This is a genomic window from Streptomyces hokutonensis (genome assembly GCF_000376565.1).
In the GTDB taxonomy this organism is placed as follows: domain Bacteria; phylum Actinomycetota; class Actinomycetes; order Streptomycetales; family Streptomycetaceae; genus Streptomyces; species Streptomyces hokutonensis.
Genome location: NZ_BARG01000115.1, coordinates 22,292 through 39,066 on the forward strand (window position 1 = coordinate 22,292; position 16,775 = coordinate 39,066).

Below are 16,775 nucleotides of genomic sequence, written 5' to 3' on the forward strand. Positions count from 1 at the left end.
TGCGTTCGGCATGGAGTGTCAGTCCGTACGGGTAAGACAATCCCTAGTGGGAGGGGGCGACACGCAGAAATTGGCGTCTCACGTTCGCCATCGGCGTACTCATGGTGAGGGTAACTGCCTGGCCTGCGGGAACATCGTCTCGCACCATCAGGTTGGAGCAGATGTCGGCGTTCGGGTTCAGGAGGCAGTGTTGGTTCTCGGTCCGGTGTCGGCAGTTGGAATGAGCGGTCCCCGCTTGCGGGACTAAGCTGCGGAAGGACAGGGAGGGGAGCGTCCCCTTACTGCCTGACCGCTCTGAGGAGCGATTAACGATGTTCGAGAGGTTCACCGACCGCGCGCGGCGGGTTGTCGTCCTGGCTCAGGAAGAAGCCCGGATGCTCAACCACAACTACATCGGCACCGAGCACATCCTCCTGGGTCTCATCCACGAGGGTGAGGGTGTCGCCGCAAAGGCCCTGGAGAGCCTCGGCATTTCGCTTGAGGCGGTCCGCCAGCAGGTTGAGGAGATCATCGGACAGGGCCAGCAGGCGCCGTCCGGTCACATCCCCTTCACTCCCCGTGCCAAGAAGGTCCTGGAGCTGTCGCTCCGCGAGGCTCTTCAGCTGGGCCACAACTACATCGGCACGGAGCACATCCTGCTCGGCCTGATCCGTGAGGGCGAGGGCGTCGCCGCCCAGGTCCTGGTCAAGCTGGGCGCTGATCTCAACCGTGTGCGGCAGCAGGTGATCCAGCTGCTCTCCGGTTACCAGGGCAAGGAGACCGCCACCGCCGGCGGCCCTGCGGAGGGCACCCCCTCGACGTCCCTGGTCCTCGACCAGTTCGGCCGGAACCTCACCCAGGCCGCTCGTGAGTCCAAGCTCGACCCGGTCATCGGGCGCGAGAAGGAGATCGAGCGGGTCATGCAGGTGCTGTCCCGCCGCACCAAGAACAACCCGGTCCTGATCGGTGAGCCCGGCGTCGGCAAGACCGCCGTCGTCGAGGGCCTCGCCCAGGCCATCGTCAAGGGCGAGGTGCCCGAGACCCTCAAGGACAAGCACCTCTACACCCTGGACCTCGGCGCGCTGGTCGCCGGCTCCCGCTACCGCGGTGACTTCGAGGAGCGCCTGAAGAAGGTCCTCAAGGAGATCCGCACCCGCGGCGACATCATCCTGTTCATCGACGAGCTGCACACGCTGGTCGGTGCGGGTGCCGCCGAGGGCGCCATCGACGCCGCTTCGATCCTGAAGCCGATGCTGGCCCGCGGTGAGCTGCAGACCATCGGCGCCACCACGCTGGACGAGTACCGCAAGCACCTGGAGAAGGACGCCGCTCTCGAGCGCCGCTTCCAGCCCATCCAGGTCGCGGAACCGTCCCTGCCGCACACCATCGAGATCCTCAAGGGTCTGCGCGACCGCTACGAGGCGCACCACCGTGTCTCCATCACGGACGAGGCGCTCGTGCAGGCCGCCACGCTGGCCGACCGGTACATCTCGGACCGCTTCCTCCCGGACAAGGCGATCGACCTGATCGACGAGGCCGGCTCCCGGATGCGCATCCGCCGGATGACCGCGCCGCCGGACCTGCGCGAGTTCGACGAGAAGATCGCCGGCGTCCGCCGCGACAAGGAGTCCGCGATCGACTCGCAGGACTTCGAGAAGGCCGCCTCCCTCCGCGACAAGGAGAAGCAGCTCCTGGCCGCCAAGGCCAAGCGGGAGAAGGAGTGGAAGGCCGGCGACATGGACGTCGTCGCCGAGGTCGACGGCGAGCTGATCGCCGAGGTCCTCGCGACCGCCACCGGCATCCCGGTCTTCAAGCTCACGGAGGAGGAGTCCTCGCGTCTGCTGCGCATGGAGGACGAGCTCCACAAGCGGGTCATCGGCCAGAAGGACGCCGTCAAGGCGCTCTCGAAGGCGATCCGTCGTACGCGTGCGGGCCTCAAGGACCCGAAGCGCCCCGGTGGTTCCTTCATCTTCGCCGGCCCCTCGGGTGTCGGTAAGACGGAACTCTCCAAGGCGCTCGCCGAGTTCCTCTTCGGTGACGAGGACGCGCTGATCTCCCTCGACATGTCGGAGTTCAGCGAGAAGCACACGGTCTCGCGGCTCTTCGGTTCGCCCCCCGGATACGTGGGCTACGAAGAGGGCGGCCAGCTGACGGAGAAGGTCCGCCGCAAGCCGTTCTCGGTCGTCCTCTTCGACGAGGTCGAGAAGGCCCACCCGGACATCTTCAACTCGCTGCTGCAGATCCTGGAAGACGGTCGCCTGACCGACTCCCAGGGCCGGGTCGTGGACTTCAAGAACACGGTCATCATCATGACGACCAACCTCGGCACGCGGGACATCTCCAAGGGCTTCAACCTCGGCTTCGCGGCCACGGGTGACACGAAGTCCAACTACGAGCGCATGAAGAACAAGGTCTCGGACGAGCTCAAGCAGCACTTCCGCCCCGAGTTCCTCAACCGCGTGGACGACGTCGTCGTCTTCCCGCAGCTCACCCAGGAGGACATCCTCCAGATCGTCGACCTGATGATCGGCAAGGTGGACGAGCGCCTCAAGGACCGGGACATGGGCATCGAGCTCTCCCAGGCCGCCAAGGAGCTCCTCTCCAAGAAGGGTTACGACCCGGTGCTGGGCGCGCGTCCGCTGCGGCGCACGATCCAGCGCGAGATCGAGGACACGCTCTCGGAGAAGATCCTCTTCGGCGAGCTGCGCCCCGGTCACATCGTGGTCGTCGACACGGAGGGCGAGGGCGAGGCCAAGACCTTCACCTTCCGGGGCGAGGAGAAGTCGGCACTGCCCGACGTCCCGCCGATCGAGCAGGCGGCCGGCGGAGCCGGTCCGAATCTGAGCAAGGAGGCGTAAGGCTTTAGGGCTTTACGGCTGGAAAGGGGCCGGTGCCTTTTGGCACCGGCCCCTTTCGCTTGCGCCGGGCGGTGCTGTTCCGCCCGCTCTACATCTGCTGGATACGGACTTCGGGGAGTTCCGGCATGGCGCTCAGCGAGGCGCTGGAGAGTTCGTCTTCGAGCTGGAGCTCCGTCAGGGCCGGGAGTGAGGCCACTTCCTGCCAGTCGGCGGTGGTCAGCGAGCGCCCGGACGCGCCGATTCTGAGCGTCGTGAGGGTGGGCCATTGACCGAGCCCGCGCAGCCCGGTGCCCGACACCGTGTCTGCTCTCAGATGCAGGTATTCCAAAGGCGCGTCGACGGGCAGGGAGTCGGCGAGACTGTCTCCTGGAAGCACCTGATTGATGGACAGCCAGGTCAGCGAGCGGAGTTCCCGCAGCCCCTTGATGTGGCCGATCCCGGACAACCACATTTCGGTGAGCGGGAGTTGCGCCAGCGGTGCGAAATCCTCGATTTCCAGGCAGCGGTGCAGCCACAGACGGTTCAGGGAAGAGAAGGGCGACAGCTCTCCCAGGTCGGCCAGGCGGGGATTGTCGATCACGCTCAGGGTCTCGACCACGGCCGGCTCGGCCACGGTCGCCAGGATCTCCGGCACGGACCGGGAGCCGACGCAGGTGACACTCCGCCAAGGGCGCATCAGCCTGAGCGCCTCGTACTTCTCGTCGCTGTCGCACCTGATGTAGAGGTCAGAGCGGTCCAGATGGTCGAGCACCTCGACCGCGTACTCCCTGGTGTCGAACCGGTCCCAGGTGCCCACGAGTTGGCGCCGCACAGCGAGATCGGGGTGTTCCCGGAACCGCCGCAGCACCGCGAGGGCCGCCTCCGGCTCCTCCGTGCCGAGCAGCGAGGCGGTGACGGTGACCGCGAGTGCCTCATCGCCCGACAGCCCGGCCGGACCCGGCAGCAACTCCAGCACCAGCGGCCCGGCCAGCGCCAGTGCGTGCGCCTCCTCCGTCGTACGAGGAGGAATCAGCGTGGCCGCGCGGGCCTCGACCTCGGCCCGCACCGCCGGGTCCAGCGCCGTCGCGTGCTCCAGGCAGGCCAGCGCCAGCAGCGTCACCCGGGGCTCGTCGCGGGCCAGCAACTCCCGTAGCAGTACGACCCGTTCGCGCGGCCTGGCGTGGGCGACTGCCATGCGGATCACGTCTTCCCACTGGGTGTCGTCCGCGCGGGAGAGCAGGACGTCGAGGTGGCCCTCCTCCACCGCGTACCGCGCGCCCAGGTAGTCCTGGAAGGTGCGGTGCACGAAGTCCAGGACGTCCACGGCGGGTTGGCGCAGCAGGCCGCTTCTCAGGAGCAGTGTCCGCAGGACCGTCCCGGCGTCGCCCTGGCCCGCCGCCGAGGCGACCGTGGGCAGACAACGCTCCACGATCCCCTCGGCCGTCTCCACATCCATCTCCGTGCGGCCGCTCAACACCAGCGCGTACGCGAGGCGTTGGAGGATCTCCAGCTGGGCCTCCTCGCCCAGTTCCGCCCCTTCCAGCGCGCCCATGCCCCGCTCGCGGTCGCGGCGGGCCAGCAGCATCGTGAGGGCGGCGTCGTACAACTCCTTGCGGCCGGTGGGGAGATAGCCCTTCCGTTCCCGGTGCAGGGCGCAGATCAGGCCGCACATGAGGGGGTTGGTGGCGAGGCGGGCCAGGTCGCGTTTGGTGCGGAGGGAGTCCAGGAGGGGGGCTTCGTACTCGGGGGCCTGTGCCGCCGCGTGCCAGCGCTCGACGAAGGTCCGCACCTCGGGGCGGCGCATCGGGGCCAGGGTCAGTTCGTGGAAGCCCTCGGAGGACAGCCAGTCGGGGCGTACCGCGGTGGGGCGGGAGGTGAGGAGCCAGCGGTTGCCGGGGAAGGCGCGGATCAGGGCGAGGAGCCAGTCGCGGGTGCGGTGGCGGTCGGCGGAGGGGATCTCGTCCAGGCCGTCGACGAGGACCAGACCCCGGCCGGCGGTCAGGACGCGTTCGGTCCAGCCCTCGGGCGGGGAGTGCGGGCAGTCGGTCGCCGCCAGGAAGGCCGCGGGGGAGGGGAGTTGGCCGGTGCGGAGCAGGGTGCGCAGCGGGAGGACGTACGGGACGCGGTCGCCGTCGCCGGCCGCCGTCACCGCGAGCCACTGCACCAGGGTCGTCTTGCCGGAGCCCGCGTCACCGCGCAGCAGCACCCGGTCGTGGGCCGACAGGGCTTCCCCGGCGGGGAGTTGGCGGTCGTAGCGGGCGCCGGGCTGCTCCTCGGACAGGGAGCGCTCCTCCGTCGCCTCCAGGCTGAGGTACGCCACTTCGAGGGGCCAGCGGTCCGGGGAGTCCCGCAGATCGATGCCGTAGATGGTGATGTGGTTGTGGTGTTCGGCGACGTAGGAGAGGTAGCGGCGTTCGAAGGCGCGGTCCCGGGAGCCGGGGCGCGGGGTGCGGGCGATCAACTCGTCCACCCGGGCTATCAGTTCGGCCTGGGTACGGGTCTGTTCCACCAGCGTGCGGGCGACGAAGGTGGACCGGCGGGTGAAGAACTCCAGGATCTGGAGGCAGGCCCACTCGGTGGCGTTGTCGAGGAAGTAGCGCGCGTCGGTGGACAGTCCGGCGGGGGGTGGGGCCTCGTGCTCCAACTGCCGTGCCAGTTCGCGGTGTCCGAGGCGTACGGCCTGTACGTCGTCCATGTCCAGGTCGCCGAGGGCGAGCAGCCGGCGGGCCAACGCGTCGGCCACGGCGGGTTGTTCGTCGAAGGGGAAGGGCGCTTCGCCGGGGGAGTCCACCGCCCGCGCGACCAGGCGGTCGGCGAGCTTGTGGACGTCCTTCTCCGTCAGGATGCGCTTTTCGCCCTTGAAGGAGACGAGGTTCGACAGCCGGACCGGCCTGTCGACCAGGCCCGCGCCCGGTCCTTCGGGTACGAACAGCTTTTTCAGCAGCGGTGTGATCAGGCCGGATGCCAGCTTGCCACCGAGTACCGCAGGCTCCATCGGCCGCCCCACCCCCGTCGTCGCGCGAACGGACGGAGCCTAACCGGTTACGACAACTGGCCGTCGTAGTCCGGCAGTTTGAAGGTCTTCTCGGCGTGGCCGCCGGACAGGTCGGTGGCGCTGTTGCCGATGTTCGCGATGATCGTGTAGCCCTTGGACTCGATGTCGGCGCGCTGGGCGGTCTTGTAGGCGGCGACGTCCTTGAAGAGGTCGAAGAGGCCGCGGACGTAGAGGCCGTCGACGTCGTAGCCGTCGTGTTCGAGGTTGTACTCGGTCGGCAGGTAGATGATGCCGGGCCGGGCCGTGACGAAGAACAGCGAAACCCCGTGCTCCTGGGCGTACTTGGCGACCGCGAGCACCGGCTTGTTGGCCGGCTGCGGCCAGCTGAACCCGAAGTCCGTCTCCAGGGTCGTGTTGTCGATGTCGAAGACGATCGCCTGCTTCTCACCCGGCTTGGTCGCCGCGATGCGCTGCTTCAGGTAGGGCAGAGCCTGGTTCATGACCGTCTGGCAGTCCGTCTGCCAGGTGCTGTAGTCGACCGCCGCGGTGGTGCTCGTGGTGGCGGCTTCCGCGGGGACGGCCAGCGCCCCGAGGGCGATCGCGGTCACGGCGACGGTGGCGGTACGGCGGGCCCAGGGGCGTCGTCTCGTCATGGGGGTGGGGGTTCCTCTCACGTCTGTGCGGTGCCGGTGCGGAAGGCATGCTCGCGGGCGCGGGTGGCGTGAGGGGAACCGTAAGGTTACTGGACGGTAGGTGCATAGAGGTCTGCGCCACATTCCTGCGGCCGGCGATCGCCCCGCCCGGTGACAAGCCGCACAGGCGATTCGGGCCCTACTAGGGCGGATAGTCGTAAGCCTCGTTCGGGGCAAAAGGGACTTTTTGTGTGGAACCAGGTGGGGGGATTTGCCGTCAGAGGGGCGATTTATGGCGAACGGGTGCTCTGTCAAGGAGTCGGAAGTTTTGTGGTGAAGTACTAGCTTCCATCGTAGAAGAGCTGTTTGGGGGTTTGTGGGGGGCGGGGTTACCAATGGACGTGCCATCCGGCGGCCGCTTGTGTGCCGGGTGGTCTTTCTGTCCCCGTCCCCGTGAGGTTTCGATGTTCCAGCGCTCCGCTTCCCGCTCTTCCCGTACGACTCCGCTCCGCAACCGGGTGGCCTTCCTGGCCGTCGGGCTGGGGGCCGCCGCCGTGCTGGGCACCGGGGTCGCGAGTGCTGCCACCGCGAGCGTGGCGCCGAAGACGGTCAGTGCGAAGACCGCCGCCTCCTGGGTCGACCCGGTGAAGAAGTACACGCTCTCCGCGAGCTTCGCGCAGGCCGGCGGCCTGTGGCAGTCCACCCACAGCGGGCAGGACTTCGCCGTGGCCAGCGGTACCGAGGTCGTCGCCGCGCACGGCGGGACCGTCGTCAAGGCCGGCGGCAACGGTGCCGGTGACGGGGCCGCGTACGGCAACGCCATCGTCATCAAGCACGGCAACGGCACCTACTCGCAGTACGCCCACCTCTCGCGCATCGACGTGAAGGTCGGCCAGGTCGTCAGCACCGGCCAGCACATCGCGCTGTCCGGCAACACCGGCAACTCCACCGGCCCCCACCTGCACTTCGAGATCCGTACGACCGCCAACTACGGCTCGGCCATAGACCCGGTCGCGTTCCTGCGCGGCAAGGGCGTGAAGGTCTAAGCCTGCTTCGTGCCCGCGTGGGCCTGCGTGATCATGTCGGTGGCGACCTCCAGGACGGCCTTGCGCTTGTCCTCGGGGTCGCCTTCGAGGTCCTGTACGGCGAACATGCCGGCGTGCAGCGTGAAGATCGCGCTGAGCGAGCGGACCTGGTCGACCAGGCTCGTCTCGGGGTCGATCATGATCTCCCGCAGGCCGCGCATGCGCTCCTTGAAGCGCTCGCCGATGCGCAGGTCCCGTACCGTCGCCTGGTTCTCCTGCATGAAGCGGAAGAGCGGGGTCGCGCCGTCGAGCGCGACGGCGTAGCGCCGTACGATCTCCTGCTTGGTCTCCAGGGTGTGCGGCTGGTCGCGGCCCCACTCGATCAGGTCCTCGATGGGCTTGGTCAGGTCCTCGAAGATGCTGACCAGGATCTCTTCCTTGGTCTTGAAGTGGTAGTAGAGCGCCGCCTTCGTGACGTCCAGGTGCTCGGCGATCTCGCGCAGCGAGGTCTTCTCGTAGCCCTGCTCGGCGAAGAGTTCGAGCGCCACGTCCTGGATGCGCTGGCGGGTGTCTCCGCGACGTTGCCGCTTGGTGCCGTCCATGGTGCCGCCCATTCGTCTCATGCTCCAGCAAACTTACTTGACGCCCGGCTAGTTACGGGTCTACTTTCCCTGAGTGTAGTCAACTAGCCGGGCGGCAAGTAAGTGGCCGGACGGTAGCGGTATCCAGCGGTAGCTAGGGGAGTGGGAACGATGGCGGACACACAGACGGTCGACAAGGGGTCGGGGGAGACCGAGAAACAGCCCAGGAGCGTGCGGGTCGTCCTGCTCGCCCTGATGATCACCATGATGCTCGCGATGCTCGACAACATGATCGTGGGTACGGCCATGCCGACGATCGTCGGTGAGCTGGGTGGGCTCGAGCATCTGTCGTGGGTCGTCACGGCCTACACGCTCGCCACCGCCAGCTCGACTCCCCTGTGGGGCAAGCTCGGTGACATGTACGGGCGCAAGGGCGCCTTCATGACCTCGATCGTGATCTTCCTGGTCGGCTCCGCGCTCAGCGGCATGGCGCAGAACATGGGCCAGCTCATCGGCTTCCGCGCCATCCAGGGTCTCGGCGCCGGCGGTCTCATGGTCGGCGTCATGGCGATCATCGGCGACCTCATCCCGCCGCGTGAGCGGGGCAAGTACCAGGGCATGATGGCCGGCGTCATGGCGCTCGCGATGATCGGCGGACCGCTGGTCGGCGGCACCATCACCGACAACTGGGGCTGGCGCTGGTCCTTCTACATCAACCTCCCGCTGGGCGTCATCGCGCTGGCCGCGATCAGTGCCGTACTGCACCTGCCGAAGAAGCGCTCCCAGGCGCGCATCGACTACCTCGGCGCCGGACTGCTCACCGTCGGCATCACCTCCATCGTGCTCGTCACCACGTGGGGCGGTTCGCAGTACGCCTGGAGCTCCGTGCGGATCATGGAGCTGATCGCGCTCGGTGTGGCCGCGCTCGTCGGGTTCGTGTTCTGGCAGACCAAGGCCACCGAGCCGGTCGTGCCGCTGCACATCTTCCGCAGCCGCAACTTCACCCTGATGGCCGTCATCGGCTTCATCACCGGCTTCGTGATGTTCGGCGCGACCCTGTTCCTGCCGCTCTACCAGCAGTCCGTGCAGGGCGCGTCCGCGACCAACTCCGGTCTGCTGCTCCTGCCGATGCTCGGCGCGATGCTCGTGACCTCGATGGTCGCGGGGCGGGTGACCACCAACACCGGGCGCTACAAGGTGTTTCCGGTCGCCGGCAGCATCCTGATGGGCGTCGGTCTGTACCTGCTCTCCACGATGGACGTCGACACGACCCGGTTCATGTCCGGTGTGTACATGGCCGTCGTCGGGCTCGGTATGGGCTGCCTGATGCAGATCACCATGCTGGTCGCGCAGAACAGCGTCGAGATGAAGGACATGGGGGTCGCGTCCTCCACGAGCACGCTGTCGCGGACGCTCGGGTCCTCGTTCGGTGTCGCCATCATGGGTGCGCTGTTCAACAACCGGGTTCAGGACGTCATGAGCCAGAAGGCCGGGGCGTTGGGGGCCAAGGTGACCGAGCAGTCGGCTCAGCTGGACGCGAAGAGCCTGGCGAAGTTGCCGGCGGTGGCGCGGGAGGCTTATCAGCACGCGGTGTCGGCCGGTATTCACTCGGCGTTTCTGCTGGGGGCTGTGGTGACGGTGCTGGCGCTGGTGGCGGCGGTGTTCGTGAAGGAGGTTCCGTTGAAGGGGGCGGGGCCGGCTGCGTCCAAGCCGGGTGAGGGTGCGGAGACTGCGGCGCCGGTGTCGATCGTCGAGGCGGTCTGAGTTCGTCGGCAGTGAGCTGGAGGTCCCCCGGTTGGTGTCCGCCCCGGGGGGCCTTCGTTTTGGTTTCTCGTTGTTTTCTCGCCCCCGCCGCCCCTACCCGTCCCGTCACTGGGGGCTGCCGCCCCCAGACCCCCGCTTCGGCCTGAACGGCCTCGTCCTCAAACGCCGGACGGGCTGAGTGATGCCGGTCTGGGTCGGGAAGGCGCCGGATGGGCTGACTGATGCCGGTCTGGGTCGGGAAGGCGCCGGACGGGCTGAGTGATGCCGGTCTGGGTCGGGAAGGCGCCGGATGGGCTGACTGATGCCGACCTGTGTTGAAAAGGCGCCGGGCGGGCGGGCTGGATGATGCCGGCCCGTGTTCACAAGGGCGGGGCGGGCTGGATGATGCCGGCCCGTGTTCACAAGGGCCGGGCGGGCTGAGTGATGCCCGGCGCTGTTGTCAGTGGGGCGTGTCACCATCGGGCGCATGGACAAGATGCGGCAGTTGCGGCTGGGCAAGGACGCCATGGACCGGGACTGGGCCGAGCCTGGGCTCGACCTGGGTGTGGTGGCCGCGCATGCCGGGTACTCGCGGTATCACTTCATCCGGGCCTTCAAGGAGGCCTACGGTGAGACGCCGGGGCAGTATCTGACGCATCGGCGGATCGAGCGGGCCGAGGAGATGCTCCGTAGCGCCGATCTGTCGGTCACGGAGATCTGCCATCTCGTCGGCTTCAGCAGCCTCGGTACGTTCTCGGCCCGGTTCAAGGCGCGGACCGGGCTGACTCCGAGTGAGTACCGGAGCGAGCACGTGGGGCGCGGGGCCGCCCTCATCCCGGGGTGCTACGCGATGCTCTGGGCCGGCGGTTTCCCCTCCGCAACTTTGAAGAAGCGTGCCGCTGCCCGCCCTGCCTACGGTGAGGAAGAGGAACAGGGAGACACCTCGATTCCGAACTCGTCCGACAGGAGAGCGGGGCCATGATCCAGGGACTGGGCATCACCACCGTGTGGACCTTCGACCAGCAGCGCACCAAGGCCTTCTTCACCGAGAAACTGGACTTCGAGGTCCGGGACGACATCTCGATGGGGGACATGAAGTGGGTCACCGTCGGTGCCAAGGAGCAGCCGGGCGTCGAGCTCGCGCTGATGAGCCTCGACGGTCCCGGCCTCGACCCCGAGTCCGCCGAGGCGTTGAAGAAGCTGGTCGGCAAGGGGGTGTTGGGGGCCGGGGCGTTCCGTACGGACGACTGCCGTGGTGACTACGCGACCTTCAAGGCGCGCGGCGTCGAGTTCATCCAGGAGCCCAAGGAGCGGCCGTACGGCGTCGAGGCGATCTTCCGGGACGACAGCGGCAACTGGTACTCGCTGACCGAGCGCCGCGAGGAGCTCGACTTCTCCAAGGACTTCGGATGAGCGGGGGGCCGGTGGCGGAGGTCGAGCCGGATCACACCGCCGTGCGGGTCGCCCTGTGGCGGGCTCTGCACGTCCGGGCCGACGCTCCGCCGCATGTCGTCGAGGACGAGGTCGGGCTGCGGCTCGTGGACCCCGGGGACGACTGGCGGGAGCGGCCCGACATGGACGTCGAGGCCACCCGCCGGATCCGCGCGTCGATCGTGGCGCGGGCCCGGTTCGTCGAGGACGTGGTGGCGGAGCAGGTCGCGAAGGGCGTCGACCAGTACGTCGTGCTCGGCGCCGGGCTGGACACCTTCGCCCAGCGGCGGCCCGAACTGGGCGCGAAACTGAGGGTGTTCGAGGTCGAACGGCCCGGCACCCAGGCCTGGAAACGGCGCCGGCTGGCCGAACTCGGGTACGACGAGCCCGACTGGCTGCGGTTCGTGCCGGTGGACTTCGAGGGCGACTGGTGGGGGCAACTGGCCGCCGCCGGGCTCGACACCGGGCGGCCCGTCGTCGTGGCCGCGACCGGCGTCATCATGTATCTCACCCTGGACGCGATCACCACCTTGTTCCGACTCGTCGCCGGACTCGCCCCCGGCTCCACCCTGGTGACGACCTTTCTACGGCCCGTCGACGACGTGGAGCCCGAGCAGCGCGCGCAGTTGGAGGTGGCGGTGCGGGGTGCTCGCGCCGCAGGCACACCGTTCTTGAGCTTCTTCACTCCGGAGCAGGTGCTGGCGCTGGGGCGGGACTGCGGGTTCCGGGACGTGCGGCATGTGTCGGCCGCGGATCTCGCCGAGCGGTACTTCGCGGGGAGGACGGACGGGGTGGGGCCGTCCCGGGGGGAGGAAGTGATGGTGGCGGGCACGTGAGTAAACGGCACGACCGTTAGGGCTACGGCAGCATCGGATAGCTGCCCGTGCTCGTCGGCGCGTGTTCCGGCAGCCACAGCACCGCTACCGCGCCCTCCGCCGGGATGTGGTCCGGCGCGCCCGCGGGGCGGACGTTGCGGAAGGTCAGCCGGGCGCCGAGGACCCGGGCCTGGCCCGCCGCGATGGTCAGGCCCAGGCCGTGGCCGTGGCCCGCGCGGTCCTTGCTGCCGGTGCGGAAACGGCTCGGGCCCTCCGCGAGGAGTTCCTCGGGGAAGCCGGGGCCGTGGTCGCGGACCCGGATGACCCGGCCCTCGACCGAGACCTCGATCGGCGGCTTGCCGTGCCTCGCCGCGTTGGCCAGCAGGTTGAACAGCACGCGCTCCAGGCGGCGCGGGTCGGTGGTGACGGCCGACTCGTGGACGACGTGCACCACCGCGTCCGGGTCCTTCGCGATCACCCGGCGGCTCACGAAGTCGCCCAGCATGATGTCCTGCAACTCGGCCCGCTCGGAGGCCCCGTCGAGACGGGCGACCTCCAGGACGTCCTCGACGAGAGTGCGCATCGCCTTCGCGCGGTCCAGGACGAGTTCCGTCGGGCGGCCGGGTGGGAGCAGTTCGGCCGCCGTCAGCAGGCCCGTCACCGGGGTGCGCAGTTCGTGCGCGATGTCGGCGGTGACCCGGCGTTCCGCCTCGAGGCGTTGCTGCAGCGCGTCCGTCATCGCGTCCACCGCCCGCGCGAGGTCGTCGGTCTCGTCCCGTACGACTCCGCCGATCGCGTCCCGTACGCGTACGTCCGTCTCGCCCTTGGCGACCTGGTTCGCCGCGACGGCCGCCTTGCGCAGCCGGCGCGAGAGCTGGCCGCCGATCAGGACGCCCAGCGCGCTGCCGCCGAGCACCGCCGCGATCGAACCGATCACCAGGGCCTGGTCGAGATCCTTGAGGATGTCCGTGCTGCGGTCGGTGAACCCGGTGTGCAGCGACATCACATGGCCGTCCTTGAGCGGTACGGCCGCCCAGATGTCCGGGATGCCGTGCGGCCGGTCGGTGACGTACGTCGCCCTGCGGCCCTCCGCGACCTTCTGGCGCAGCGCCGGCGGCAGGCTCGGGTCGTCGATCTTGATGCTGGGGAAGTTGGGGCGCCCGGACAGCTCGTAGTTGCGCTGGGCGATCTGGACCCGCTCGTCGGCGAGGTCGCGCGCGTTGTCCAGCATCGAGACCCGGGCCGCGTTGTGCACGACCAGGCTGAGCGCGATCGCGACCAGCGTGCCGACCAGCGCGATGGCCGCGCTGAGCTTCCATCTCAGGCCGGTACGGATGCCCGCTCTGTCCATGAACGACGGGACCCTGCGCCGTGAATTCCCCCGCATACCCCTGCTCAGGCCTTCAACTTGTAGCCGAAGCCGCGGACCGTCTCGATCCGGTCCTGGCCGATCTTCGTGCGCAGCCGCTGCACATGGACGTCCACGACCCGGGTGTCACCGCCCCAGCCGTAGTCCCACACCCGCTCCAGCAGCTTGTCGCGGGACAGGACCGTGCCCGGGGCCGAGGAGAACTCCAGGAGCAGGCGCATCTCGGTCGGCGTCAGCGCCACCGGCTGTCCGGCCTTGAGCACCTCCATGCCCTCGGTGTCGATCTCCAGGTCGCCGAAGGTGAGCACCCCGCCGTCGACCGTCTCCGCCCCGGTGTCCGCCGTACGGTCGGTGCCGCTCGCGTGGCCGAAGCGGCGCAGGACCGCGCGGATGCGGGCCACCAGTACGGCGCCGTCGAAGGGCTTCGTGACGTAGTCGTCCGCGCCGGCCTCCAGGCCGAGGACCACGTCGATGGAGTCGGCGCGCGCCGACAGCATGATCACCGGAACCGTCGAGTCGTCGCGGATACGGCGGCACAGGCTCACGCCGTCCAGGCCGGGGACCATCACGTCCAGGAGCGCGATGTCGGGGCGGTTCGCCCGGAACGCCTCCAGGCCCGACAGCCCGTCGGGCATCGCCGTGACCGCGAAGCCGTCCCGCTCCAGGGCGAGTTGGGTGGCCTCACGGATGACGTCGTCGTCCTCGACGAACAGGACGTGGGTCTGGTCTGCCATCCCGGTGCTCTCAGTCCTCGTGTGGGTCGTTCTCAAGCATGGGACGCCCGAAGGGGCGTCCGCGTTCACTGAAGGATCGGATCGCGCCACCCGATCGGTTCACGCGGGGTGCGGTCCGGGCGGCTCAGTTTCCGCTCGGGGCCGGCGACGCGTCGCCTCCGACCGCGTTGCTGTACTCGTTGTGCGTGCTGTACTCCTGGACGAAACGGCCCGACGTCCAGCGGTAAGTGATCACGTTCTCGCCGGACGGACTCGACACCGGGTCGCCCTTCTCGTACACCTGCTTGGTGACGACCAGATCGCCGCGGTCGATCTCCGCGTAGACCGGGGGTTCCTCGGCCTTGAAGACATTCTCGTACGTCCCACCCGTCGCGCGGTACACGTACGAGCCGATGCCGACCGCGTCGCCGCAGGTCATCACGTTGACGACGACGTCGTTGACGGTGCCGCCGGTCAGCTCGCCGTACGACACGTCGACCGCGTACTCGTCGGCGACGCACGGCTTCAGCTCGTGCTTGACCGCCGCCGAGACGTTCGGATCGTCCTTGACGAGTTTCACCGCGTCCACATGGTCGTCGACGGTCGCGGAGGGCGAGGGGGACTTGGCCTCCGCGACACCCGCGACCGAGTCGGAGTGCGCCGGGCCTTCGTCACGGGCGCCGGTGCCGCCGGTCGCGCAGCCGGACACCAAAAGGGCGAGGGCGGCGAGCACGGCCATCGCCGCGACCGCCGCCTCGAAGCTCCCGCGCACCCTGCCGGGCCCGGGGGTGCTGCTCGGCCCGGGCCCAGGGGTGTCGTCGCTCAGGCCGCGCAACGCTCCCGCTCCTCACGCTCCAGCGCGCGTGCGTCCAGGTCGCGGGCCTCCAGCTCCTCCCGGAGCCGGGCGAGCGCCCGGTGCAGCGTGCTCTTGACCGTACCGGCCGACATGCCGAGGGCGGCGGCCGTCTCCTCCGTGGACATCTGCTCCCAGTGTCGCAGGACGACGACACTGCGCTGTTTCGGAGCGAGAACTTTCATGATGTCCATAAGAAGCGCCCGATCCGCGTGCTGTTCGGTCGCGTCGTCGACGCTCGCGTCCGGGAGCTGCTCGGTGGGGACCTCTTCGAGCTTGCGGGCCCGCCACCACTCGGTGCGGGTGTTGATCATGACGCGGCGCAGATAGGCGTCCGCGAGGCGCTTGTCCTCGATGGTCTCCCAGCGGCCGTACGTCCGTACCAGCGCGGTCTGCAGCAGGTCCTGGGCGTCGACCGGGTCGGGCACCAGCCGGCGGGCGCTGCGCAGCAGCGCGTCCTGTCGGGTGCGGACGTACTCCTCGAATTCGAGCACCTCGCCCTGCGCCATGATCAACCGCCTCCATCCCCGTTTCCGACCTGCCTGCTGCCGGTTGTCCTTTGCTGCGTCCCGCCGGTCTGCGGCACAGCAATGAAGCTACGGAGGGGTTGTCACGGCACTGTGCGGACCAGCCTGCGGGGAACGCTCGGCTGTCCGTCGGTTGTGTAACGGAAGTAGGTCCGGGGTAAGGGGGCGGGGTTATTGGGGTGGGTATGGGGTGGTTTAGGCGTTGCCTGAGTGTTGCGGGAGCTGGGTGTTGGCTGTGGTTTGGCTCGGGGTGAGGCTGGTGGCTGTGAATTGACCGTGTGTCAGGTGCGGGTCGCGGGGAGTTGGTACAGGGCGTTGGGGAGGGGTTCTACTAGGCCGTCGGCCACTAGGCCGTCCAGTGCTCTGGCTCGCTGTACTGGTTCGTGCCATACGCGGTCCAGTGCTGCCTGTGGGACGGGGGTGTGCGCTTCGCGGAGTACGGCCAGGAGTTTGCCGCGGACCTGGCGGTCCGTGCCCGCGTATGTCTGGCCGCGGCGGGCCGGGCCCTCGTGGTCCGGTTTGCCTGCCAGGTTCCAGGCGCACTGGGCTGTGATGGGGCAGCGGTGGCACGTTTCGTTTTTTGCGGTGCAGACCAGTGCGCCGAGTTCCATGGACGCGGCGGCCCAGCGGGCGGCGGTCTGCTCGTCCTGGGGGAGCAGGGCGCGGGCGAGTTTGCGTTCGGCGGCGGTGGTGGCGTTCGGGGGGTACTGGACTCCGGTGACGGCGCGGGCGAACACGCGGCGGACGTTGGTGTCGAGTACGGCGTGGCGCTGGCCGTAGGCGAAGGAGGCGACGGCGGCGGCCGTGTACTCGCCGATGCCGGGGAGGGCGAGGAGCTGGGCGTGGTCGGTGGGGACGTCGCCGCCGTGGCGTTCCGTTATGGCGGTGGCCGCGCCGTGGAGGCGGAGAGCGCGGCGGGGGTAGCCGAGGCGGCCCCAGGCGCGGACGGCTTCGCCGGGGGCGTCCTGGGCGAGGTCGGCGGGGCGGGGCCAGCGGGCGAGCCACTGTTCGTATACCGGGAGGACGCGGCTGACCGGGGTCTGCTGGAGCATGAACTCGCTGACCATTACGCCCCAGGGGCCGGCGTCGGGGTGGCGCCAGGGGAGGTCGCGGGCGTTGTCTTCGAACCAGTCGATGACGGGAGCGTGGAGGTGCTCGCCGTTGGTGGACGTGGTGTGCGGGGGGTTCGTGGGCGCAGTCATGGCGTTTTCGATCCTGCCATGTGCGGGCGGTTCGGCGGTGCGGGTGCGTGGGTGGTTCGCGGGCGGTTTCGTC

General features: G+C 68.9%; 14 protein-coding genes. 6 read left to right on the forward strand and 8 right to left on the reverse strand.

Annotated features, from left to right (window positions below):
* The first annotated feature begins 311 nt into the window (after positions 1-311).
* Positions 312-2,837 carry an ATP-dependent Clp protease ATP-binding subunit gene (locus SSP08S_RS51410; protein ID WP_019075463.1) on the forward strand — a complete coding sequence of 842 codons (2,526 nt, stop codon included), beginning with the start codon at positions 312-314 and terminating at the stop codon, positions 2,835-2,837.
* 88 nt (positions 2,838-2,925) lie between these two features.
* Here SSP08S_RS51410 and SSP08S_RS57750 read toward each other — a convergent pair whose 3' ends face one another.
* Together SSP08S_RS57750 and SSP08S_RS51420 are read right to left on the reverse strand one after the other, a co-directional pair.
* Positions 2,926-5,811 carry an NACHT domain-containing protein gene (locus SSP08S_RS57750; protein ID WP_019075464.1) on the reverse strand — a complete coding sequence of 962 codons (2,886 nt, stop codon included), beginning with the start codon at positions 5,809-5,811 and terminating at the stop codon, positions 2,926-2,928.
* A 47-nt stretch (positions 5,812-5,858) separates the two neighbouring features.
* Positions 5,859-6,464 carry an HAD family acid phosphatase gene (locus SSP08S_RS51420; protein ID WP_019075465.1) on the reverse strand — a complete coding sequence of 202 codons (606 nt, stop codon included), beginning with the start codon at positions 6,462-6,464 and terminating at the stop codon, positions 5,859-5,861.
* 443 nt (positions 6,465-6,907) lie between these two features.
* On the opposite strand from SSP08S_RS51420, the gene SSP08S_RS51425 reads away from it, so the two are divergent.
* On the forward strand, positions 6,908-7,489 hold the full coding sequence (locus SSP08S_RS51425; protein WP_019075466.1) for a M23 family metallopeptidase: 582 nt from the start codon (positions 6,908-6,910) through the stop codon (positions 7,487-7,489).
* Here the strand turns inward: SSP08S_RS51425 and SSP08S_RS51430 are convergent.
* Positions 7,486-8,082 (reverse strand): TetR/AcrR family transcriptional regulator, encoded by a 597-nt coding sequence (locus SSP08S_RS51430; protein WP_019075467.1) that lies wholly within the window; start codon positions 8,080-8,082, stop codon positions 7,486-7,488. The two genes, SSP08S_RS51425 and SSP08S_RS51430, sit on opposite strands and share 4 nt — an antisense overlap.
* 138 nt (positions 8,083-8,220) lie before the next feature.
* On the opposite strand from SSP08S_RS51430, the gene SSP08S_RS51435 reads away from it, so the two are divergent.
* From SSP08S_RS51435 to SSP08S_RS51450, 4 genes are all read left to right on the forward strand, one after another.
* Entirely contained in the window at positions 8,221-9,813 is a 1,593-nt protein-coding gene (locus SSP08S_RS51435) for an MDR family MFS transporter (RefSeq protein ID WP_019075468.1), read from the forward strand.
* Between the two features lie 475 nt (positions 9,814-10,288).
* On the forward strand, positions 10,289-10,774 hold the full coding sequence (locus tag SSP08S_RS51440) for a helix-turn-helix transcriptional regulator (RefSeq protein WP_043260433.1): 486 nt from the start codon (positions 10,289-10,291) through the stop codon (positions 10,772-10,774).
* Positions 10,771-11,205, forward strand: coding sequence for a VOC family protein (locus tag SSP08S_RS51445; RefSeq protein WP_019075470.1), 435 nt, complete (start codon positions 10,771-10,773; stop codon positions 11,203-11,205). Before SSP08S_RS51440 ends, SSP08S_RS51445 begins: the two co-directional genes overlap by 4 nt.
* Positions 11,202-12,059: a class I SAM-dependent methyltransferase gene (locus SSP08S_RS51450; protein ID WP_019075471.1), complete on the forward strand. Its 858-nt coding sequence runs from the start codon at positions 11,202-11,204 to the stop codon at positions 12,057-12,059. Before SSP08S_RS51445 ends, SSP08S_RS51450 begins: the two co-directional genes overlap by 4 nt.
* 22 nt (positions 12,060-12,081) lie before the next feature.
* On the opposite strand, the gene cseC is transcribed toward SSP08S_RS51450, so the two are convergent.
* The 5 genes from cseC to SSP08S_RS51475 all read right to left on the reverse strand — a co-directional run bounded on the left by cseC (position 12,082) and on the right by SSP08S_RS51475 (position 16,702).
* The gene (gene cseC, locus SSP08S_RS51455) at positions 12,082-13,425 is read right to left on the reverse strand and encodes a two-component system sensor histidine kinase CseC (protein WP_026179548.1); all 1,344 of its coding nucleotides are present in this window, start codon (positions 13,423-13,425) and stop codon (positions 12,082-12,084) included.
* Positions 13,426-13,433: 8 nt separating this feature from the next.
* Positions 13,434-14,141 carry a two-component system response regulator CseB gene (gene cseB / locus SSP08S_RS51460; protein WP_019075473.1) on the reverse strand — a complete coding sequence of 236 codons (708 nt, stop codon included), beginning with the start codon at positions 14,139-14,141 and terminating at the stop codon, positions 13,434-13,436.
* A gap of 124 nt (positions 14,142-14,265) precedes the next feature.
* Positions 14,266-14,955, reverse strand: a complete 690-nt coding sequence (locus tag SSP08S_RS51465) for a hypothetical protein (protein WP_019075474.1) — start codon at positions 14,953-14,955, stop codon at positions 14,266-14,268.
* Positions 14,943-15,482 carry a SigE family RNA polymerase sigma factor gene (locus SSP08S_RS51470; protein WP_019064956.1) on the reverse strand — a complete coding sequence of 180 codons (540 nt, stop codon included), beginning with the start codon at positions 15,480-15,482 and terminating at the stop codon, positions 14,943-14,945. Before SSP08S_RS51470 ends, SSP08S_RS51465 begins: the two co-directional genes overlap by 13 nt.
* 299 nt (positions 15,483-15,781) lie before the next feature.
* Positions 15,782-16,702: an HhH-GPD family protein gene (locus tag SSP08S_RS51475; protein WP_019075475.1), complete on the reverse strand. Its 921-nt coding sequence runs from the start codon at positions 16,700-16,702 to the stop codon at positions 15,782-15,784.
* Positions 16,703-16,775 lie beyond the last annotated feature (73 nt).